The organism is Vibrio sp. 16 (genome assembly GCF_963681195.1).
GTDB classification, from domain to species: Bacteria; Pseudomonadota; Gammaproteobacteria; order Enterobacterales; family Vibrionaceae; genus Vibrio; species Vibrio sinaloensis_D.
The window spans coordinates 2,177,946-2,199,502 of record NZ_OY808997.1; the positions used below are offsets into that span (position 1 = coordinate 2,177,946).

A 21,557-nucleotide genomic window follows, 5' to 3' on the forward strand; every position below is an offset into this window, starting at 1 on the left:
ATGAGAGGATTGCTTGTTTTCTTACAGATGGAAAAGTTAATCACAATACCAACAAATGACTAGGATCAAAAAACAGTCACTTAATGATCATCTACCACCTCAATTAGTGGTGGCAAAAACCCACTAAAACACAACAAAAACAATAACTTAATACAGGATAAGTCATTGGAAAGAAAGTTTCAGTAAAAGAAAGATCCTATAAAAAAGCGGTTATACATAGCGTAAATTCAGGTTACCCACCAAGTTATCCACATCGCTTAAATTGTGGATAAGTCTGTTAATGGATGCCGAAAGCCCTAGTTCACCTAGGCTCACCATGATTTTTTACTTGAGCACATCCCGTGCTGGATAGAAATTAGAGACATAAAAACGCCCACCTGGCTTCAGGAGGACTCGATTATGTTTTTGGTTGATGCTTCTCAGCATTAGATAAAGAGCGGTGGTCTCAATGACCGTTTCAAATGATTGTGTCATTTGAAGGAGATTTGGAGTGTCTCGGCTGGATTCAGTCACGAGGTTCCTCGTGTAAGCCAAGCACTCTAAAATTTGGAGCGACACACGAGGTTCGAACTCGTGACCTCAACCTTGGCAAGGTTGCGCTCTACCAACTGAGCTAGTGTCGCTTCTTGTCATCGTTAAGTACGATGAGGACTACAAATTGGAGCGACACACGAGGTTCCCTATTCATAAACAAAAAGGCATGACCTCAACCTTGGTAAGGTTGCGCTCAATCAAACTGAGCGGGTGTTGCATCTTTATCACCGTTAAGCACGATGAAGACTATAAATTGGAGCGACACACGAGGTTCGAACTCGTGACCTCAACCTTGGCAAGGTTGCGCTCTACCAACTGAGCTAGTGTCGCTTCTTGTCATCGCTGAGTACGATGAGGACTATAAATTGGAGCGACACACGAGGTTCGAACTCGTGACCTCAACCTTGGCAAGGTTGCGCTCTACCAACTGAGCTAGTGTCGCATATCAACAGCTAGTGCTATTGATGAAATTTGGTTGCGGGAGCCGGATTTGAACCGACGACCTTCGGGTTATGAGCCCGACGAGCTACCAAGCTGCTCCATCCCGCGTCCGTATTTCACCGTTAAGTACGATGATGACTTTAAATTTGGAGCGACACACGAGGTTCGAACTCGTGACCTCAACCTTGGCAAGGTTGCGCTCTACCAACTGAGCTAGTGTCGCATTGGTTGCGGGGGCCGGATTTGAACCGACGACCTTCGGGTTATGAGCCCGACGAGCTACCAAGCTGCTCCACCCCGCGTCCGTATTCACCATTTGAGGCATGATGAAAGCCTATTAATTTGGAGCGACACACGAGGTTCGAACTCGTGACCTCAACCTTGGCAAGGTTGCGCTCTACCAACTGAGCTAGTGTCGCATATCAACAGCTAGTGCTATTGATGAAATTTGGTTGCGGGAGCCGGATTTGAACCGACGACCTTCGGGTTATGAGCCCGACGAGCTACCAAGCTGCTCCATCCCGCGTCCGTATTCATCGTTAAGTACGATGACAACTTTAAAATTGGAGCGACACACGAGGTTCGAACTCGTGACCTCAACCTTGGCAAGGTTGCGCTCTACCAACTGAGCTAGTGTCGCATATTCTCTTGAAGAGAAATTGGTTGCGGGGGCCGGATTTGAACCGACGACCTTCGGGTTATGAGCCCGACGAGCTACCAAGCTGCTCCACCCCGCGTCCGTATTCACCATTTGAGGCATGATGAAAGCCTATCAATTTGGAGCGACACACGAGGTTCGAACTCGTGACCTCAACCTTGGCAAGGTTGCGCTCTACCAACTGAGCTAGTGTCGCATCAACAACGTTTCCGTCGTTCAGGGCTGCGAATTATAAGAGCATTTTTTTGTGATGCAAGTCCTTCATGCAAAAAAAAGTTGTTTTTTTTCCGTTTGATGAAAAAGCACACAGAACTGAATATTAATCGCTCAAAATTGACGCCAAGCCCCTCTAGACTCACGAAACGGCTTGGCTATCAAATGTTAAAAATCGTTTGACGGTAGTATTTTAGCTCTGCAATAGATTCTCGGATGTCATCCAACGCCAAATGACTGCCTGACTTTGAAAAACCGTCTAATACTTCCGGTTTCCAGCGACGAGTCAGCTCTTTCAAAGTACTCACATCGACATATCGGTAGTGGAAGTACTCTTCTAACTCAGGCATGTGCTTGTACAAAAAGCGACGATCTTGGCCGATGCTATTGCCGCAAATCGGTGATTTCCCTTTCGGCACCCATTTCTCGAGAAACTCAATGGTTTGGCGAATCGCGTCTTGCTCAGTAACTTGGCTAGCTCGAACTCGAGCAACTAAGCCACTGCCCGTATGAGTGGTGGTACACCATTCATCCATCTTTTCGAGTTCAGACTCTGGTTGGTGAATGGCAAGTACTGGTCCTTCAGCTAAAATATTTAGCTCACTGTCAGTTACAATGGTCGCGATTTCGATAATTTTGTGGGTTTCCGGGTCCAGTCCGGTCATCTCCAGATCCATCCAAATTAAGTTTTGATCGCTAAAGGACATAAATCGGTGCCTATTGGTTTTCTGATAAAAAAGGTACTATACCCAAATTCCGATCCTCAAGATAGCTATCATCGAGGATCCATGTAAGACGATAAATGAGTTAAGTAGACGATTGTGGCAAAGAAAAAAAAGCTCACCAAAGGTCAAGTAAGGCGCGTACGCAGCAACCAAAAACGCAAGCTGAAAAATGAAGAATCCGTACAATGGGATGAATCCATGCTCGGCGGCACTCAAAAAGGCTTGGTGATTACTCGTTTTGGCCAACACGCGGACATCGAAGACTTGGAAAGTGGCGACGTTCATCGTTGTAACCTGCGCCGCGGAATAGAATCTCTCGTATCCGGCGATAAGGTGATCTGGCGAGCGGGTTTGGAGTCAATGGATGGCATTTCAGGCGTGGTCGAGGCGGTTGAAACTCGCACTTCAGTCCTAACTCGACCTGACTACTATGACGGTTTAAAACCTGTCGCAGCCAACGTTGATCAAATGATTATCGTCTCTTCTGTGCTTCCCGAACTATCTTTGAACATCATTGATCGTTACTTAGTCGCGGCGGAAACCTTGCAGATAGCGCCGCTCATCGTGCTCAACAAAATCGACTTATTGGAAGCCGAACAACTCGAGCAGTACAAAACATGGCTCGCTGAATATGAGCGCATCGGCTATAAAGTCCTGTTTGTCAGTAAGCAAACTGGCGAAGGTATCGCAGCGCTAGAAGCCGAGTTAAGTGACCGTATCAATATCTTCGTTGGCCAATCTGGCGTCGGTAAATCGAGCTTGGTCAATGCGCTTATGCCTCAATTTAATGTTGAGGAAGGTGAGATTTCTGAGAACTCAGGTCTTGGCCAACACACCACCACCGCGTCACGCCTCTATCACATTCCTACAGGCGGTGATTTGATTGATTCACCAGGAGTACGAGAGTTCGGTTTATGGCATTTGGAAGCTGAAGAAGTCACCAAAGCGTTTGTGGAATTTCAACCCTACCTTGGCGGCTGCAAGTTCCGAGACTGCAAGCATCTCGATGACCCTGGCTGTATCTTAGTGGAGGCCGTTGAACGAGGTGACATCAGTGAAATTCGCTTTGAAAACTACCATCGAATTTTGGAAAGCATGGTTGAAAACAAAGCAAACCGTCAGTATTCGCGTAACAAAAAAGCAGACTTGTAACGCCTTATTGCACAATTGAACCACGCTTTATACTGACTTTTGATGCGTTTTTGAGTAACATTCCGCGCCCAAAAGTAAACAACATCTAGTTAACATTGGAAAAGACGACAATGGATAAGATTAAAGTTGGACTGCAATACTGGATCCCCCAGCACGGTCTAACCCGCTTAGTCGGTAAACTTGCTTCCGCTAAAGCTGGCGGTCTAACTACTGCTATCATTCGCTGGTTTATCAAACAGTACAACGTGAATATGGATGAAGCACTGCATTCCGATCCTAAGCACTTCAAGACATTCAACGAATTCTTCGTGCGCGAACTGAAAGATGGCATGCGCCCTATCGCTGAAGGTGAAAATGTAGTGACTCACCCAGCCGATGCCTGTGTCAGTCAGTTTGGTCCAATTACTGACGGAAAGCTTATTCAAGCGAAAGGCCATGACTATACCGCGCAGGAACTGTTAGGTGGCGATGCAAACCTAGCGGCAGAATTTGCTGATGGTGAATTTGCGACGTTGTACCTATCTCCTCGCGACTACCACCGCGTACACATGCCATGCGATGGAACGCTTCGCCAAATGATTTACGTTCCAGGTGACCTATTCTCTGTGAACCCACTGACAGCAGAAAACGTTCCTAACTTGTTTGCTCGTAATGAGCGTGTTGTGTGTATTTTCGATACCGAATTTGGCCCAATGGCACAAGTGCTTGTTGGGGCGACAATCGTTGGTAGCATTGAACAAGTTTGGGCAGGAACGGTGACACCACCTCGCGGCAACAGCGTTTACAAATGGGATTACCCAGCGGAAGGTGATAAAGCTGTTATCTTGAAGAAAGGTGAGGAAATGGGCCGATTCAAACTTGGTTCTACCGTAATTAACCTATTCGCGAAAGACGCAATCACGTTTGATGAAACAATGCAAAATGGTCAAACGACGGTAATGGGCACACCTTACGCGCATTTAAAGCAAGAACAGTAATTAAAACACCATGTTCATACACTAAGCCTCGATTACTCGGGGCTTTTTTTGACCGAAAACAATTCAAATGCAACATTTTTAACCAGCTTGCAAAACTTCAACCTCAGTCTAAGACCCTAATTCGATTATTAATTATCCTTGTCATCAAAACTCTGTTACAAGGTGAATCATTCTATGCCCAAAATCGATCATGGGATCTTGGTGAAGCTACTGATTTGTTTTAGCTTACCTATTGGGGTCCTGTTCATGCCCATCGATGCAATTCCGATCGACGATCTGACGCTCATTCAGCACCGACTGCTGGCGATCTTTCTGCTCGCTGCACTGCTTTGGGTCCTTGAGCCGGTGCCCGTTTTTGCGACCTCGATATTGATCATCGCCCTAGAGCTGATCATGATTTCAGACAAGGGGCTGCATTGGTTCCGAACTCCTCCTGCGGGGCATGATCTCGGTGAGTTGATGCAATATACCGATATTTTTAGCGCCTTCTCGTCACCCATTATTATTCTTTTTATGGGTGGTTTTGCGTTGGCGATAGCGGCATCCAAGTATGAACTCGATAACAACCTCGCTCGCGTGCTTCTCAAGCCTTTCGGCCACCAGCCTAGGTTTATCATGCTTGGCTTAATGTTGATCACGGCTGTGTTTTCCATGTTTATGTCGAACACAGCGACCACGGTCATGATGCTCGCGCTGTTGGGCCCTATTGTTGCCTCTGCGCCCAAAGGCGATCTTGGGATTAAAGCCTTAGTACTTTGCATACCGATTGCTGCCAATACTGGTGGTATTGCGACCCCTATCGGTACCCCTCCCAATGCAATCGCACTGCAATATTTGACGGGAGAGAATAGCATCGACTTTTTGAGCTGGATGATGATGGGGCTTCCATTTGTGGTTGTTCAATTGACTATCGCATGGTTCTTGTTACAGAAATTATTCCCTTCTTCTCAAGCGACGATGAAACTGAAGCTCGATGGACAATTCCAAAAAAACTGGCGCGCTATCGTTGTATACATCACTTTTGCTGCCACCATTTTGCTTTGGATGACAACCAAACTACACGGTATGAACACCTATGTTGTCTCGATCATTCCATTAGCGGTATTCACATTAACGGGCATCATGGGTAAGCCAGAGTTAAAGCAGATAAACTGGGATGTACTTTGGCTGGTTGCCGGCGGGATCGCGATTGGTATCGGCCTAGACAAGACAGGATTAGCCGCCGCCCTCGCTCACGCGATTGATTATGAGGCACTTTCCCCTGTCGCAGTTGTAATTACCATGTCGATTGTCTGCTGGTTGATGGCAAACTTTATGTCAAACACGGCGACAGCCAACTTGTTGATGCCCATTGCAGCAGCAATCGGGGCCTCAATGGAGAGCCTCTCTGCTGTCGGCGGACTACAAGGCTTGCTTGTCGTGGTCGCCTTCTCGGCTTCACTCGGTATGATTTTACCCGTTTCTACTCCACCAAACTCTTTGGCTTACTCTACGGGGCTGATTGAAAGCAAAGATATGGCGAAAACAGGAGTCATCATCGGTGTCATTGGCTTGCTCATTGTTTACGCCGCCGCACTGATTATCACCTAATCCCACTTCAGACTTCCTACTCTGTGTTTTGGGTAGGAAGTCACACTTCCAATAAAAGGTTTAGAAACGTCGATATTCCACTCTCTGAATAACAATATAGATCAAACATATAACTGGCCATTTTCTATACCATCAGAGTGATAATCTAATCAGCCCACTAAATATTTTACTTTTGCCACTCTCTGGGCGAACTCCGTAGGTGAATCTTCTAGAAAGCAAAGGTTTTTTTACTTTCAGTTTGTTGTCTAATTTATGAAGGAAAGGCAATGAAATACACAATAAAACTTAAAATTCAAATCGCCATTGCAATCATCATTGCGGTTGTCAGTGGGGTTCAGACTTGGATATCCGTCAGCCAACTCAAGCAGGAAACAACGTCCGCGTTGAACAGCGAAATGGCCAATATCAGCCATGCGACTGCACGTTATGTCTCAGACTGGCTTGAGATTCGCAGCGACATGATGCTTGCGAATGAGAAGAACATTCTTGAAGCAAGCGATGCAGACCGAGAGATGCTCGTGACCAAGCGTGCGGGTAACTTTCTATCTGTTTATGCTGGCTTTGAAGATGGCTCCATTGCCTATGGCGATAAAACCGAAGATTGGCCAGCCGATTACGATCCTCGCACGCGCCCTTGGTATCAAGATGCAATGGCGAGCAGTGGTTTAATCATCACAGAGCCTTACCAAGATTTTGATGGCAGCATCGTCATCAGCTTTGCCAAAGCATTCCGTGGCACAAAAGAGGGCGTGCTAGCGGCGGATTTGACGGTCACTAACATCATTGACGAAGTACTCAATGTTTCATTGGATAACGACGGCTTTACCTTTTTGGTCGACGGTAACAACAACATCGTTGCTTACCAAGATGAGAAACTCAGCCAGAAGCCACTCACCCAGCTCAACCCGTCTCTTAGCGCTCAAAAGATTAGCCAACTGATCGACACGGCCTACATCTCTACCATCACTTGGCCAGAGCAAGGTGACAAACTGATCTTCGTCGCCAATATTCCTTCCACCGATTGGTCACTTGGTATTGTCGTCGACAAAGAGCTGGCTTTTGCCTCGGTATCGGAGCAGATTCAATTTACGGCCATTGCATCGATTCTACTGTACCTAGTGATCGCGACGGTCAGTACTTATGTGGTCACTCGCTTGCTTAAACCGCTGCAAACATTATCTGCAGCCCTATCTGATCTCGCAGAGGGTGAGGGAGACTTAACGCAACGCATCGAAATTCGTCGTATGGATGAAATCGGTGAGCTCGCGACCCATGTCAACCAGTTCCTAAGTCAAATGCAGGCCATGATCGCCAACATCATCACTCACAGTGAGCAGTTAGCCAACCAAGCAGCGCAAGCGAACCAACTGTCACAACAAGCTTCTCAGCAAGTTGAAACTCAGCAAAATGACGTCAACCAAATTGCAACGGCAATCCACGAAATGTCCGCTACCGCAGCGGAAGTGGCCAGCCATGCAGAAATGACCGCAACGGCCTCTCAAGGGTCAGCATCAGCGTGTGAAGATGGCCAGCTCGTGATTGAGAAAAACCGCGGTGCGATTGTTGATTTGGCTGAGCAAGTCTCTTCTGCATCAGGCATTATTTCAGAATTGGAAAACAATACTCAAAGCATCAACCAGATACTCTCCACCATTCAAGAAATCGCCGAGCAAACCAACTTACTTGCACTCAATGCCGCGATTGAGGCGGCTCGCGCAGGTGAGCAAGGCCGTGGCTTCGCCGTGGTCGCGGATGAAGTCCGAGTACTGAGTCAACGTACGCACGGCTCAACGGAAGAGATCCGCAACATGATTGAGACGCTGCAAAACAACACTAAACTGGCCGTAAATAGTATGCAGGCAAGTACTTCGCTTGCCGACACCAGTGTTGAATACGCCGAAAAAGCCTCACAGAGTTTGAACACCATCACCTCCGCCATCAATGAAATCAATGACATGGCGCTACAAATCGCCAGTGCGGCGGAAGAGCAACGAGCAGTAAGTGAAGACATTAGCCGTAACACGCAAGGCATCAAAGACGCGTCGGATATGTTGGCTTCACAAGCGGTTCAAAGTAGCGATAGCGCGAATCAAATGCGTGACTCCGCTGAAACCATGCGTATGGAGGTTGGACGCTTCAAAGTGTAAACGCTTTGTTTTAACGATAATTTGATGCATATTGTCAGCCATTCCCTTTACCTAGTCACAAGGATATCGTGTCAATGGGCTTTGAATGGCTGGCCTTGGCGGCAGCATTTTTATGGGCTGTCGCCAGCTTACTTTCGGTCACTCCCGCACAACATTTAGGCACCTTTGCCTACAGCCGATGGCGAATGGGCTGCACATCGCTCATTTTGGGGACGATGGCGATGGTTACCGGCGGATGGTCAACCGTCGAAACATCGGCAATTTCGGCGATGATGCTGTCAGGTGTCATTGGTATATTCATTGGCGACACTGCGCTCTTTGCTTGCCTGAACCGCATGGGACCAAGACAAGCTGGCCTTCTCTTCTCGTGTCACGCCGTTTTTTCAGCGATTTTGGGTTACTTCCTGTTTAGTGAAACCATGACCAATATGGAGCTACTGGGCTCTCTGCTTGTGTTCACTGGCGTAATCACTGCGATTTTCTTTGGCCGAAAAGGGCAAACCGACAACCAATTGGAAGCAATCAAAGGTAAAGTTTGGATTGGTGTTGGCCTAGGATTGGTCGCAGCACTTTGCCAAGCACTCGGTGGCATCATTGCCAAACCCATCATGCAAACAGACATTGATCCTGTTGCTGCCTCAGCCATGAGAATGATGACCGCTTTTGCCGCCCATTGTCTGTTTTTCTTAAGTGGCGCAAAACTCGCTCGAGCCACTCAACCTATGAACATCAAGATATTTTCAATTACTGCCATCAACGGTTTTCTTGCCATGGCAGTCGGCATGACACTTATTCTCTATGCACTGCAAGAAGGTAATGTCGGCATGGTGGCGTTGCTGTCCTCTACTACTCCAATCATGTTATTGCCTATACTTTGGATTTACTCAGGTAAACGCCCCAATCGCTTTGCATGGATTGGGGCAATCGTAGCCGTTGTCGGCACAGGAATTTTGGTGCAATAACCTATTACAGAAATCGGTGATATCTGCTTTTCTTTCTCTACCATTGAGAGAGAATCACACTTGAGAAAGAGTAAAACGCACTGGGCAAACGTATACATACAAATTATAGGGTGAAAGATAACAACAATATTTCACAAACAATATTTGATCTTAACCTACAGTTTTGGTTAAAAAGTGTAGTAAAATTACGCTAATTTAGTTTCCAAAGTTACTTTGAAATTTGACGAGGTCATCACTATGACAGCTAAGAAGCCTATGGCTCTAGTTATTCTTGACGGTTACGGTCACCGTGAAGATACAGCAAGCAACGCAATCGCAAACGCGAAAACTCCTTTCCTAGACAGCCTGTTTGCTAATAAACCAAACACTCTAATCTCTGCTTCTGGCATGGATGTTGGCCTACCTGATGGTCAAATGGGTAACTCAGAAGTTGGCCACACTAACATCGGCGCAGGCCGCGTGGTATACCAAGACCTAACTCGCATCACTAAATCTATTGCTGACGGTGAGTTTGCTGAAACTCCAGCTATCGTAGAAGCGATTGATTCCGCGGTTAAAGCGGAAAAAGCAGTCCACATCATGGGTCTGATGTCTCCAGGTGGCGTACACTCTCACGAAGATCACATCTACGCAGCCGTAGAAATGGCAGCAGCACGTGGCGCAGAGAAGATTTACCTACACTGCTTCCTAGACGGCCGTGACACGCCACCACGCAGCGCAGAAAACTCACTAAAACGCTTTGACGAGCTATTCGCTAAACTAGGCAAAGGCCGTGTGGCTTCTCTAGTTGGTCGTTACTACGCAATGGACCGTGACAACAACTGGGATCGCGTACAAGTTGCTTACGATCTTCTAACTCAAGCGAAAGCAGAATTTACGTTCGATTCAGCTGTAGCAGGCCTTGAAGCGGCTTACGCTCGTGACGAAAACGATGAGTTTGTTAAAGCGACAGCAATCAAAGCAGAAGGTCAAGAAGATGCAGTAATCGCAGACGGCGATGCAGTAATCTTCATGAACTACCGCGCTGACCGTGCTCGCCAAATCACTCGTACTTTCGTACCTGCGTTTGATGGCTTTGAGCGTGCTGTATTCCCTGCAATCAACTTCGTGATGCTAACGCAATACGCAGCAGACATCCCACTAGCGATCGCATTCCCACCAGCGTCTCTAGACAACACTTACGGTGAGTGGCTATCTAAGCAAGGTAAAACTCAGCTACGTATCTCTGAAACTGAGAAATACGCGCACGTAACTTTCTTCTTCAACGGCGGTGTTGAGAACGAGTTCGAAGGCGAAGAGCGTCAACTTGTTGCTTCACCAAAAGTAGCAACTTACGACCTACAGCCAGAGATGAGCTCAGCTGAACTGACTGAGAAGATGGTTGCGGCTATCAAGTCTGGTAAGTATGACACCATCATCTGTAACTACCCGAACCCAGATATGGTTGGTCACACTGGCGTTTACGAAGCCGCCGTTCAAGCAATTGAAGCAATGGACGAATGTGTAGCTAAAGTAACAGCAGCTATCGAAGAAGTCGGCGGTCAAATGCTGATCACTGCTGACCACGGTAACGCAGAAATGATGGTAGACCCAGAAACAGGTGGCACTCACACTGCGCACACTAACCTACCAGTGCCGCTAATCTACGTTGGTGACAAAGACGTTGAGTTCAAAGAAGGCGGTAAACTGTCTGACCTAGCGCCAACAATGCTAGCGCTAACAGGTCTAGAGATCCCAGCTGAAATGACTGGTACGGTTCTTGTGAAGTAAACCTTCTCGAATGACGAATACAAACCCGAGCTTTGCTCGGGTTTTTTGTGCCCACCGATTTAGTGCGCTTGAATTAGAACATAGTCAATTCAAACAATAACGAGATAGCCGACGTGCAACTTTTCACATTCTCCTTTCTTCCCCACAAAAGGTTTGGGTATACTGTTTTTCTCTCAAAGACATAGCTCAGATAGGATATAGATTGTGATTCCACCAAGGACTGTTTCTGCGTATTTCACGTTGTGCGCGCTTGGGTTTATCCTTTCCCTAAGTTCAACCTCTATCAGTTATGCGGCCTCTGACGCAGAATTGAAGGGAGTGAGCGGTGAAATATCGCGCCAAAAACAATCCTTAAGTAGCCAACAAAAAAAACTCGACGACCTACAAAAGTCACTCCGCAATCAGGAAACCACAATTGCGCGTTTACGCAGTGATATCAAAAAGACGAAGGCATCACTCGATCAAACCAATCAGAACATTGAGTCCCTGCAAGAGAACATCTCGCACTTAGAAGCGCAAAAGAAAGCGCAAAGCGACAAGCTTGCAGAGTTAGTCCAAACCTATTACATCACCCAACGCGCTAAATCCTCTTCTAACATACTCAATCATGGTGTCGAAGAAGATAGGATCAGTCAGTATTTTCAACACTTAGCCAAACAACGCGCTGAGACAATTCATGAGCTAGAGCAAACGGTCGAACAACTTGAACTCAGCCATCAGCAACTCAAACTTGAGCAACAAGAGATAACGGCACTCCTAACGCAACAAACCCAAAAAAGCGATCAATTAACAAAAACACAATCGCAGCGCAAAGGAACGGTCTCGAAAATTAAAAAGAGCATTTCAAACGACAAAGTGTACCTGTCAGAACTTCAGCGCAATGAAACTCGCCTAAAAGCAGAAATCGCCAAAGCCGCGAAGCGAAATGCGGTGCCTATGGACGGTTTAGCTCGCCAAAAAGGCAAACTGCCTTGGCCGGTCAAAGGTAGAGTGCTACATAATTACGGGACAAAACAAACTGGCCAGCTTAACTGGAAAGGTATGGTCATCAACGCCAACTACGGTCAGTCAGTGAAAGCCGTCTATTCAGGCACAGTGGTCTTTGCGGATTATCTACGTGGCTATGGCTTGGTTGTTTTGCTTGACCACGGCAAAGGCGATATGACGCTATACGGCTTTAATCAAAGCCTGCTAAAGAAAGAAGGCGACAAGGTCACTGCGGGGGAAACTATCGCCCTCGCGGGAGATACTGGCGGACAATCAAGACCATCACTCTACTTTGAGATTCGCCGAAACAGCAAAACCCAAAACCCTAAATCGTGGTTAACCCGCTAATTTGCTTAAATGGATTGGCCACGATAGTAAGCCTCAACAATCTCAATAAAGTGCTCAAGCTGCTCTTTAGGTAAAACGTTCACACCAGCTGCTGCTGCGCGACCACCGCCAGTGACGAACTGAGAACAAATATCTCCGGCACCTTGCTTGTTATTCAATGGCGCTCTCAATGAGACGGTATACGTTCCATCACTGTTTTGGGTCAATACGGCATGCGCACGATCGGGAGACTGGTTGGCTAAGAGATTGCCATACACGCCACTGATTCTTCTTGAGGCTGCACAATTAGGCAGTGCGAACACACCTAACACCTCACTTTGATATTGCGCTTCGGTTGTTAACGCTAGGTCCATATCCTGCTGATACGCTGACTGAAGTACGTAGAATGGCGATGATTTGTCAGCAAGTAACGCAAAAGGGGTATCGTAAGCTAACAGTGCTTTAAAAAGATCATCCGGAGCATAATGAAGATCGCCAACATTCGCGCCATACCCATTGTAGTTGATCAGGATTCCTAACTCTTTGAGTTGCGCTTTCTCCAAGGCGCTCAAACCCGCCTTGTCAGCCAGTTGATCCGCTTTAGCTACCAGATTGTCACCATATGCAGCGGTAATCGCCCAAGTATGGAAGCGGCCGTTTAACAGCTCATCGACTATTAGTGCGGTACAATTGTTTGCGTCTAGGTCAATATGCGCCTCTAGATTCGGATGGTCTGGAATCTCTCCTGCTTTGTGATGATCCGCGTAAAACACTCGAGCGCCGTTAGCCAACGCCTGACGAAGTTCTGCATGATTCTGAGCCATAGAGATATCAAGAACAGTAAGAGTATCGCCAGCAGATACTGACAACGTCTTTAGCAGTTGAACATCTCGCTTAACTCCCGTCACTAACGTGGATTCCATGGGCTGAGCCAAGCGCAGTTGCAACAGAGCGATGATGCCATCCGCATCGCCATTAAAAACATCGTAGTGCATAGAATAAACCCATCAAAGTATCTGACTACACTTTAATGGGTTCGAAAACTGAGGACAATTTGAATTGGTTATATCTTAGGTAAGATTCGATGCGAGACAAGCACTTATGCGTGGATCGCTTTTACTCCATCTTCCAGCAGCTGTAGTTGCTCAAGACCTTGTTCGGTCGCTTTGGGCTTCACCACGGCGATCATTTGCAACATACCTTGGTGGATGACTTGCTCCGTGATTTGAGTCTTTGGTGACATCGCGGCTTGATAGCCCAACCAGCTGCACGCGATAAGATGCAGTGTCGTCACGAGAGGCTTCATTTCGCTCTCTTCGACATTCAGCAGCTCCAACCCGACAAAGACTCGCATAATGTTAACTAGATTGGTTTGTAACTTTTCCTGTACCTGAATGTATTCCTCATGCAACTGTTCGTCTCGCTGCAGAATCTCTGGCAAGTTGGCGTAAAAGAATCGGTATTTCCACATCAAAGTAAAAATAGAATCCAGATAATGCTTGAGCATCACTAGACTTTCCTGTTGAGCTTGGATTGGGGTGAAGCGCTCTAGAAGCTCATTCGAATAAAGTGCAAAAATCTCACGGACGATCTCTTGCTTGTTGCGGAAGTGGTAATAAAGGTTTCCCGGACTGATGTCGATATGCGCTGCAATGTGATTCGTGGTGATGTTACGTTCACCATGTTGATTAAATAGCTCTAACGCTGCCAACACTATTTTGTCGCGTGTTTTCATTATTATTCCGTACCCTCTTCCATTTCTATTGTGCAGTATAGCGGTTAGTGTAACCCATAACAAAAAAGCGCCTGGTCATATCAGGCGCTTTCAATCAGTTACTTAGTTATTTGTGGTACGGCTTAGATAGCTCATGTACGGCTTCGACAAACACACCTGCGTTTTCTGGCGGAACATCCAAATGGATGCCGTGGCCTAGGTTAAATACATGGCCTGTACCTGCATCGCCAAACCCTTCAAGGATTGTCGCGACTTCCTCACGAATACGTTCTGGCGATGCGTACAACATAGATGGATCCATATTGCCTTGCAGTGCAACTTTATCGCCAACACGCTTCACCGCGTCTTGGATATTAATTGTCCAGTCTAGACCTACCGCATCACAGCCAGTCGCAGCGATCTGCTCCAGCCACATGCCACCATTCTTAGTGAATAGGGTAACAGGAACGCGACGACCGTCGTTTTCACGGATTAGACCGTCGACAATCTTGTGCATGTACTGCAGCGAGAATAGGTTGTAGTCACGAGGAGTCAGCACGCCACCCCAAGTATCAAATACCATCACAGATTGCGCACCCGCTTTGATTTGCGCGTTTAAGTACTCAATCACGCTATCTGCTAACTTATCAAGCAATAGATGTAGCGTTTGTGGCTCAGCGTACATCATCTTTTTGATCTTAGTGAAGGCCTTAGAGCTACCACCTTCAACCATGTAAGTCGCGAGCGTCCAAGGGCTACCAGAGAAACCGATCAATGGTACATCGCCGTTCAGATCTTTACGGATCTGACGCACAGCGTTCATTACGTACTTCAGCTCACCTTCAGGATCGGGAATACCGATCTTTTCTACGTCCGCTTTGCAGGTAATTGGCTTGTCGAATACTGGACCCTCACCGGCAGCGAAACGAAGTTCAAGACCCATTGCGTCTGGGATAGTTAGAATATCAGAGAATAGAATCGCAGCATCCAAAGGAAAACGACGCAGTGGCTGAAGAGTTACCTCTGACGCGAGCTCAGCGTTTTTACACAGTGACATAAAATCACCGGCTTCAGCACGCGTTGCTTTATATTCTGGAAGGTATCGACCTGCTTGGCGCATCATCCATACTGGTGTGTAATCGACTGGCTGCTTGAGCAGAGCGCGCAGGTAACGATCATTTTTTAATTCTGTCATTCCGTATATCCGATTCTTTAGACTCACTTTTTGTGGCCGTTATTCTAACACTGTTTGGCTCGCAAAAGCTGTGTGCTTTGCAACCTAGATCAAGTTATTAACTATAAAATCAGTGCTTAATTTGCACCCATTCAGTAAGGGTGTTAAAAATTTGTTTGCTAGCGAAAACTACAATTATAAACCGAGCACTCAGTGCTTGGCATCTCATAACGACATCTTACTTACCCCCTCCTTCTCGGAGGGTTTTTTTTGCCTATTTTTCAAGACTCTAAGTCATTTATTAGCTGGCATGTCGTTTCAATAAGTTCACGAGCAATCGTCCCTTTGGGGGCGACTGGCGGCATATCGTTTGGATGGAACCAACGAGCATCACTCAGCTCACTATAATCCGGCTTTAACGTACCAGATTGATAATCGGCGAGAAATCCCATCATCATACTGGATGGAAACGCCCATGGCTGACTGCCAACGTAACGAATGTTGGTCACCTCAATACCGGTTTCTTCTTTGACTTCGCGGGCAACACATTGCTCTAGGGTTTCTCCTACCTCCAAGAAGCCCGCAATGACGGTATACATCCCATTTCGATGTCTTGGATGTTGGGCAAGCAGCAGTTGGCTGTCTTTACGGACAGCAACGATGATACATGGAAAAATTCTTGGATAATGCAATGTCCGACAATCACCACATTGCATGGCTAGTTGGTTGTGATTGAGGTGATTACGGCCTCCACATTGGGGACAAAAGCGCATTGATTGGTTCATATGGCCATATTGAATGGCTTTGCTCATCAGCAAAAACAAGGGCTCAGGAAAATGCAAACAATCTCGCAGTGACGTTAGCACATAGTCGCAGTTCAAATCCGCTTCATTAAGCCACATCACTGGTATCCCTTCATAGACGCCCACTTCAGTGGCAAGCTCTAGAGGTAGGTCTAACTCATGGCTGCTGCCTTTGGGTAATCTTCCGTCTAACAACCAAATGTCACTCCCAGACACAACACACCAGTAACAGTTATGCATAGGGTTGATGTCACCTTTATTTAACATTGTCCATCCTCTTCACTTGCAGTCAAACCATTTTACTGGCAATCTAAATTCATACCAGAGTTTGTAGTAAGGCAATTTTCTGGCTATAAATTCTAGTAAGGACAAGAGGTTGTATCTCTAGAACAGCTTTGTTACTACAAAGCGTAATGATCACCGGAGTGTGATCCGATCATGAGGGCATGGTCATGCTAAATAAACTAAAAAGAACACAAGAACAGTGGGGTGGCTCAAGTGAAGTCATTGACCATTGGCTAGAAACTCGACAATCACTGATTGTTGAATACTGTAAACTCGGTTCTCTCCAGCCCGTCAATGGGCACAGTAACGTGGTTGAACTCCCTTCTCCTAAGCAAATTAGCTCTTTTTGCGATCACGTTGTCGACTACATCTCCGAAGGCCATTTCAAAATCTACGACATGGTAATGGAAAAGTGGCAAGCTACCGGCTTTAAGACAAACAACGAGATTGATGCCGCCTACGCTAAGATTGTACTCACTACCGACCCACTTTTGGAATTCAACGACAAGTACGTTAATGTCAGCGCAGAAGATGAACTGCCTGACTTCGAAGCCGACATGTCCTCAGTTGGTGAAGTGTTAGAAATGCGTTTTGAGGTAGAAGACAGCTTAATTCAGTTGATCGCTGACAGCTTAGCCATCCCACCGGGCGCATAACCAGGAAAATAACTTGCCATCACGACGGGTTAACGTAAACACGTTGACCCTTTGCTTTTGCCTCCAGGCACAGCTATCAGCAACAAAAGTCCCATGATATAGACACAAAAAAGGCACCCGAAGGTGCCTTTTGTCATTTCTTTATCTGCGATTACTCGTCAGATGAGAAACCTGCGTTAAGCAGTGCTGCAAGGTTGTCTGTCGCTTGTTCAGCTGAAGGACCTTCTTGCTCTTCTACACGCTTAGCTTGACGCTCTTGGTGGTATGCGAAACCTGTACCTGCAGGGATTAGACGACCAACAATTACGTTTTCTTTCAGACCACGTAGCTCATCACGCTTACCAGAAACCGCGGCTTCTGTTAGTACGCGAGTTGTCTCCTGGAACGATGCCGCAGAGATGAACGATTCAGTCGCTAGAGACGCCTTCGTGATACCTAGTAGTTCACGTTCGAAGCGTGCTGGCTCTTTGCCTTCTGCTTCTAGTTGACGGTTAGCAACCTTAACGTTCGCGTATTCAACCTGCTCACCGGCTAGGAACTCAGAGTCACCAGCAAATGTGATTGTACACTTACGTAGCATCTGACGAACGATAGTCTCAATGTGCTTATCGTTAATCTTAACGCCTTGCAGACGGTATACTTCTTGAACTTCGTTCGCGATGTATTCAGTCACAGCGTGTACACCACGTAGACGTAGAATGTCATGTGGAGACTCTGGACCATCCGCAATTACGTCACCACACTCAACTTTTTCACCTTCGAAAACGTTAAGCTGACGATGCTTAGGAATCATCTCTTCGTACGCTTCACCACTCTCTTGAGTGATAACTAGACGACGCTTACCTTTGGTCTCTTTACCGAAGCTAACAGTACCCGTCTTCTCAGCAAGGATCGCAGGCTCTTTAGGCTTACGTGCTTCGAATAGGTCCGCAACGCGTGGAAGACCACCGGTGATATCTTTGTTACCGCCAGACTTCTGAGGAATACGTGCAAGTGTATCACCCACACCTACTTCTGCGCCGTCTTCGATGTTCACGATCGCTTTACCAGGTAGGAAGTAGTGAGCTGGCATTTCAGTACCAGGAATCATTACGTCGTTGCCTGCTGCATCAACAAGTTTGATAGCTGGACGCATATCTTTACCTGCAGATGGACGAGCTGCTGCATCAGTGACTTCGCTTGAAGATAGACCTGTTAGGTCATCTGTTTGACGAGAAACTGTTACGCCATCGATCATATCTACGAACTGGATGCGACCTGCCACTTCAGTGATGATTGGCATAGTGTGCGCTTCCCAGTTAGCTACTGTTTCACCAGCTTCAACTGCGTCGTTGTCGCCTTTAGTCAGTAGAGAACCGTAAGGCAGTTTGTGTTTCTCTTTCGTACGGCCGAACTCATCAATGATGGTTAGTTCAGATGCACGAGAAGTGATAACAAGCTTACCGTCTTTGTTCGTTACAAACTTCGCGTTGTGAAGTTTAACAGTACCTGTGTTCTTAGCTTGGATGCTGTTCTCTGCTGCTGCAGTAGATGCTGCACCACCGATGTGGAACGTACGCATCGTTAGCTGTGTACCTGGTTCACCGATAGACTGAGCAGCGATAACACCGACTGCTTCACCTTGGTTCACTAGGTGACCACGTGCTAGGTCACGGCCGTAACACTGAGCACAACAACCGAAGTCTGTGTCACATGTTACAACTGAGCGCACTTTCATGCTGTCTACAGAGTTTTCTTCCATGATCTGACACCACTTCTCATCAATTAGAGTATTACGTGGGATCAGAACATCTTCAGTACCTGGCTTAAGAACGTCTTCAGCAACTACACGACCAAGAGCAAGTTCAGTAAGAGCAACCTTAACATCACCACCCTCGATGTGAGGCATCATGTGAACGCCTTCGTGAGTGCCACAGTCGTGCTCTGTAACTACAACGTCTTGAGCAACGTCTACTAGACGACGAGTTAGGTAACCCGAGTTCGCTGTTTTCAGTGCCGTATCCGCAAGACCCTTACGAGCACCGTGCGTTGAGATAAAGTACTGAAGTACGTTTAGACCTTCTTTAAAGTTCGCAGTGATCGGCGTTTCGATGATTGAACCATCTGGACGCGCCATCAGACCACGCATACCTGCTAGCTGACGAATCTGAGCTGCAGAACCACGAGCGCCCGAGTCAGCCATCATGTAGATGCTGTTGAATGACTCTTGCTGCTCTTCATCACCATCGCGGTTAACAACAGTTTCAGAAGATAGGTTCTCCATCATCGCTTTCGCTACGCGATCGTTGGTCGATGCCCAAATATCGATCACTTTGTTGTAGCGCTCACCCGCAGTTACAAGACCAGATTGGTACTGTTCTTGAATTTCGCGAACTTCTGCTTCTGCTTCTTCGATCTCAGTGTACTTAGCTGCAGGTACAACCATGTCGTCAATACCAACAGATACACCAGAAAGTGCTGCGTAAGCGAAACCTGTGTACATGATTTGGTCAGCGAAGATTACTGTGTCTTTAAGACCTAGCTTACGGTACGCCTCGTTAAGTAGGTTAGAGATTTGCTTCTTACCTAGCTTTTGGTTAACGATGCTGTACGGAAGACCAGCTGGCACGATTTGCCATAGCATTGCACGACCGATAGTTGTATCAACTAGCTTAGTCTCTGTAGTGCTGTTGCCATCTTCGTCTTTAACAGTCTCAGTGATACGAACTTTAACGCGAGCGTGTAGCTCAGCAGTCTTAGTGCGGTATGCCTTCTCAGCCTCAGCTGGACTAGCAAGGTACATACCTTCGCCTTTCACGTTGATCTTGTCACGAGTCATGTAGTAAAGACCCAATACAACGTCCTGAGAAGGTACGATGATCGGATCACCTGACGCTGGCGACAGAATGTTGTTTGTCGACATCATCAGTGTACGAGCTTCAAGCTGTGCTTCTAGAGTTAGAGGCACGTGAACCGCCATTTGGTCACCATCGAAGTCGGCGTTGTATGCCGCACACACTAGTGGGTGTAGCTGAATCGCTTTACCTTCGATCAGTACTGGTTCGAACGCCTGAATACCTAGACGGTGAAGTGTAGGTGCACGGTTCAATAGTACTGGGTGTTCACGGATTACTTCGTCTAGGATATCCCAAACGACCGCTTCTTCACGCTCTACCATCTTCTTAGCAGCTTTGATTGTCGTCGCTAGGCCACGAGTCTCTAGCTTGCTGTAGATGAATGGTTTGAATAGCTCAAGTGCCATCTTCTTAGGAAGACCACACTGGTGTAGACGAAGGTATGGACCTACTGTGATTACAGAACGGCCAGAGTAGTCTACACGCTTACCTAGAAGGTTCTGACGGAAACGACCTTGCTTACCCTTGATCATATCAGCAAGAGATTTCAGAGGACGTTTGTTCGAACCTGTGATCGCACGACCGCGACGACCGTTATCTAGAAGTGCATCAACAGACTCTTGCAGCATACGTTTTTCGTTACGTACGATGATGTCCGGAGCCGCTAGCTCTAGAAGACGCTTCAAACGGTTGTTACGGTTGATTACGCGACGGTATAGGTCGTTCAGATCAGAAGTCGCGAAGCGACCGCCGTCTAGTGGAACTAGAGGACGTAGATCTGGCGGAAGTACCGGAAGCACAGTTAGGATCATCCACTCTGGGTTGTTACCAGATTGAACAAACGCTTCAACTAGCTTCAGACGCTTAGTGATCTTCTTACGCTTAGTCTCTGAGTTAGTAGACTGAAGCTCTTCACGCATTTCTTCGATTTCAGCTGGAAGATCCATAGACGCAAGTAGGTCTTTGATCGCTTCCGCACCCATCTTAGCCGTGAATTCATCACCCCACTCTTCTAGACGATCCAGATACTCTTCTTCAGTAAGCATCTGAGATTTTTCTAGATCCGTCATACCTGGTTCAGTTACTACGTACATTTCGAAGTAAAGAACACGTTCGATATCACGTAGAGGGATATCCATTAGTAGACCGATACGAGACGGTAGTGATTTTAGGAACCAGATGTGAGCAACTGGTGATGCAAGCTCGATGTGGCCCATGCGGTCACGACGAACTTTAGTTTGTGTAACTTCAACGCCACACTTCTCACAGATAACGCCACGGTGTTTCAGACGCTTGTATTTGCCACAAAGACATTCGTAGTCTTTTACTGGACCAAAGATACGCGCACAGAACAGACCATCACGCTCAGGCTTGAACGTACGATAGTTGATCGTTTCAGGTTTTTTAACTTCACCGAAAGACCATGAACGGATCATGTCTGGTGAAGATAGACCGATTTTGATTGCATCAAATTCTTCGGTCTTATGCTGCGCTTTTAGAAAGTTTAATAAGTCTTTCACAATCAGCTCCTGTAAGGAGTTAAAAGGAGCTCACCCGCAAAAGTGAGCACCTTCTACCAAATAATCTCTTTTTCTATTTAGAAAGAAG

14 protein-coding genes and 11 tRNA genes are annotated in these 21,557 nt (G+C 46.8%); 8 read left to right on the top strand and 17 right to left on the bottom strand.

Features of this window, described 5'->3' with window-relative positions; all coding sequences use genetic code 11:
• Positions 1-547 precede the first annotated feature (547 nt).
• From U9J37_RS09870 to orn, 12 genes are all read right to left on the bottom strand, one after another.
• Positions 548-623: transfer RNA gene (locus tag U9J37_RS09870), tRNA-Gly, on the bottom strand.
• Between the two features lie 165 nt (positions 624-788).
• Positions 789-864 (bottom strand) — tRNA-Gly (locus tag U9J37_RS09875).
• 36 nt (positions 865-900) lie between these two features.
• Positions 901-976: transfer RNA gene (locus U9J37_RS09880), tRNA-Gly, on the bottom strand.
• Between the two features lie 30 nt (positions 977-1,006).
• Positions 1,007-1,083 (bottom strand) — tRNA-Met (locus U9J37_RS09885).
• A gap of 39 nt (positions 1,084-1,122) precedes the next feature.
• Positions 1,123-1,198: transfer RNA gene (locus tag U9J37_RS09890), tRNA-Gly, on the bottom strand.
• A gap of 2 nt (positions 1,199-1,200) precedes the next feature.
• Positions 1,201-1,277: transfer RNA gene (locus tag U9J37_RS09895), tRNA-Met, on the bottom strand.
• A gap of 41 nt (positions 1,278-1,318) precedes the next feature.
• A tRNA-Gly gene (locus U9J37_RS09900) sits at positions 1,319-1,394 on the bottom strand.
• Positions 1,395-1,424: 30 nt separating this feature from the next.
• Positions 1,425-1,501, bottom strand: a tRNA-Met gene (locus U9J37_RS09905).
• A 38-nt stretch (positions 1,502-1,539) separates the two neighbouring features.
• Positions 1,540-1,615, bottom strand: a tRNA-Gly gene (locus tag U9J37_RS09910).
• 20 nt (positions 1,616-1,635) lie between these two features.
• Positions 1,636-1,712 (bottom strand) — tRNA-Met (locus tag U9J37_RS09915).
• Between the two features lie 41 nt (positions 1,713-1,753).
• Positions 1,754-1,829: transfer RNA gene (locus U9J37_RS09920), tRNA-Gly, on the bottom strand.
• Positions 1,830-2,007: 178 nt separating this feature from the next.
• Positions 2,008-2,553: an oligoribonuclease gene (gene orn / locus U9J37_RS09925; RefSeq protein ID WP_005476290.1), complete on the bottom strand. Its 546-nt coding sequence runs from the start codon at positions 2,551-2,553 to the stop codon at positions 2,008-2,010.
• 114 nt (positions 2,554-2,667) lie between these two features.
• Here orn and rsgA point away from each other — a divergent pair, with 114 nt between their 5' ends.
• The 7 genes from rsgA (at position 2,668) to U9J37_RS09960 (ending at position 12,504) form a co-directional block, all read left to right on the top strand.
• Positions 2,668-3,723, top strand: a complete 1,056-nt coding sequence (gene rsgA / locus U9J37_RS09930) for a small ribosomal subunit biogenesis GTPase RsgA (protein ID WP_038140663.1) — start codon at positions 2,668-2,670, stop codon at positions 3,721-3,723.
• A 110-nt stretch (positions 3,724-3,833) separates the two neighbouring features.
• Entirely contained in the window at positions 3,834-4,700 is an 867-nt protein-coding gene (gene asd / locus U9J37_RS09935; protein ID WP_269978544.1) for an archaetidylserine decarboxylase, read from the top strand.
• A 174-nt stretch (positions 4,701-4,874) separates the two neighbouring features.
• Positions 4,875-6,290 carry an SLC13 family permease gene (locus tag U9J37_RS09940; RefSeq protein ID WP_005476297.1) on the top strand — a complete coding sequence of 472 codons (1,416 nt, stop codon included), beginning with the start codon at positions 4,875-4,877 and terminating at the stop codon, positions 6,288-6,290.
• A gap of 266 nt (positions 6,291-6,556) precedes the next feature.
• Complete coding sequence (locus tag U9J37_RS09945) at positions 6,557-8,437, top strand: methyl-accepting chemotaxis protein (RefSeq protein ID WP_322413809.1); 1,881 nt, start codon at positions 6,557-6,559, stop codon at positions 8,435-8,437.
• A 74-nt stretch (positions 8,438-8,511) separates the two neighbouring features.
• The gene (locus tag U9J37_RS09950; protein ID WP_005476268.1) at positions 8,512-9,399 is read left to right on the top strand and encodes a DMT family transporter; all 888 of its coding nucleotides are present in this window, start codon (positions 8,512-8,514) and stop codon (positions 9,397-9,399) included.
• 237 nt (positions 9,400-9,636) lie between these two features.
• The gene (gene gpmM, locus U9J37_RS09955) at positions 9,637-11,169 is read left to right on the top strand and encodes a 2,3-bisphosphoglycerate-independent phosphoglycerate mutase (RefSeq protein ID WP_043887456.1); all 1,533 of its coding nucleotides are present in this window, start codon (positions 9,637-9,639) and stop codon (positions 11,167-11,169) included.
• Positions 11,170-11,427: 258 nt separating this feature from the next.
• Positions 11,428-12,504, top strand: a complete 1,077-nt coding sequence (locus U9J37_RS09960; RefSeq protein ID WP_411572121.1) for a murein hydrolase activator EnvC family protein — start codon at positions 11,428-11,430, stop codon at positions 12,502-12,504.
• 5 nt (positions 12,505-12,509) lie between these two features.
• Here the strand turns inward: U9J37_RS09960 and U9J37_RS09965 are convergent, their stop codons facing one another.
• The 4 genes from U9J37_RS09965 to nudC all read right to left on the bottom strand — a co-directional run bounded on the left by U9J37_RS09965 (position 12,510) and on the right by nudC (position 16,441).
• On the bottom strand, positions 12,510-13,478 hold the full coding sequence (locus U9J37_RS09965; RefSeq protein ID WP_005476298.1) for a DHHA1 domain-containing protein: 969 nt from the start codon (positions 13,476-13,478) through the stop codon (positions 12,510-12,512).
• A gap of 104 nt (positions 13,479-13,582) precedes the next feature.
• Positions 13,583-14,218, bottom strand: a complete 636-nt coding sequence (locus tag U9J37_RS09970) for a TetR/AcrR family transcriptional regulator (RefSeq protein WP_005476269.1) — start codon at positions 14,216-14,218, stop codon at positions 13,583-13,585.
• A 106-nt stretch (positions 14,219-14,324) separates the two neighbouring features.
• Complete coding sequence (gene hemE, locus U9J37_RS09975; protein WP_005476295.1) at positions 14,325-15,392, bottom strand: uroporphyrinogen decarboxylase; 1,068 nt, start codon at positions 15,390-15,392, stop codon at positions 14,325-14,327.
• 260 nt (positions 15,393-15,652) lie between these two features.
• Complete coding sequence (gene nudC, locus U9J37_RS09980; RefSeq protein WP_005476300.1) at positions 15,653-16,441, bottom strand: NAD(+) diphosphatase; 789 nt, start codon at positions 16,439-16,441, stop codon at positions 15,653-15,655.
• A gap of 179 nt (positions 16,442-16,620) precedes the next feature.
• On the opposite strand from nudC, the gene U9J37_RS09985 reads away from it, so the two are divergent.
• Positions 16,621-17,115 carry an Rsd/AlgQ family anti-sigma factor gene (locus U9J37_RS09985; RefSeq protein WP_005476304.1) on the top strand — a complete coding sequence of 165 codons (495 nt, stop codon included), beginning with the start codon at positions 16,621-16,623 and terminating at the stop codon, positions 17,113-17,115.
• Positions 17,116-17,266: 151 nt separating this feature from the next.
• Here the strand turns inward: U9J37_RS09985 and rpoC are convergent, their stop codons facing one another.
• Positions 17,267-21,469: a DNA-directed RNA polymerase subunit beta' gene (gene rpoC, locus U9J37_RS09990; RefSeq protein ID WP_005476288.1), complete on the bottom strand. Its 4,203-nt coding sequence runs from the start codon at positions 21,467-21,469 to the stop codon at positions 17,267-17,269.
• Between the last annotated feature and the right edge of the window lie 88 nt (positions 21,470-21,557).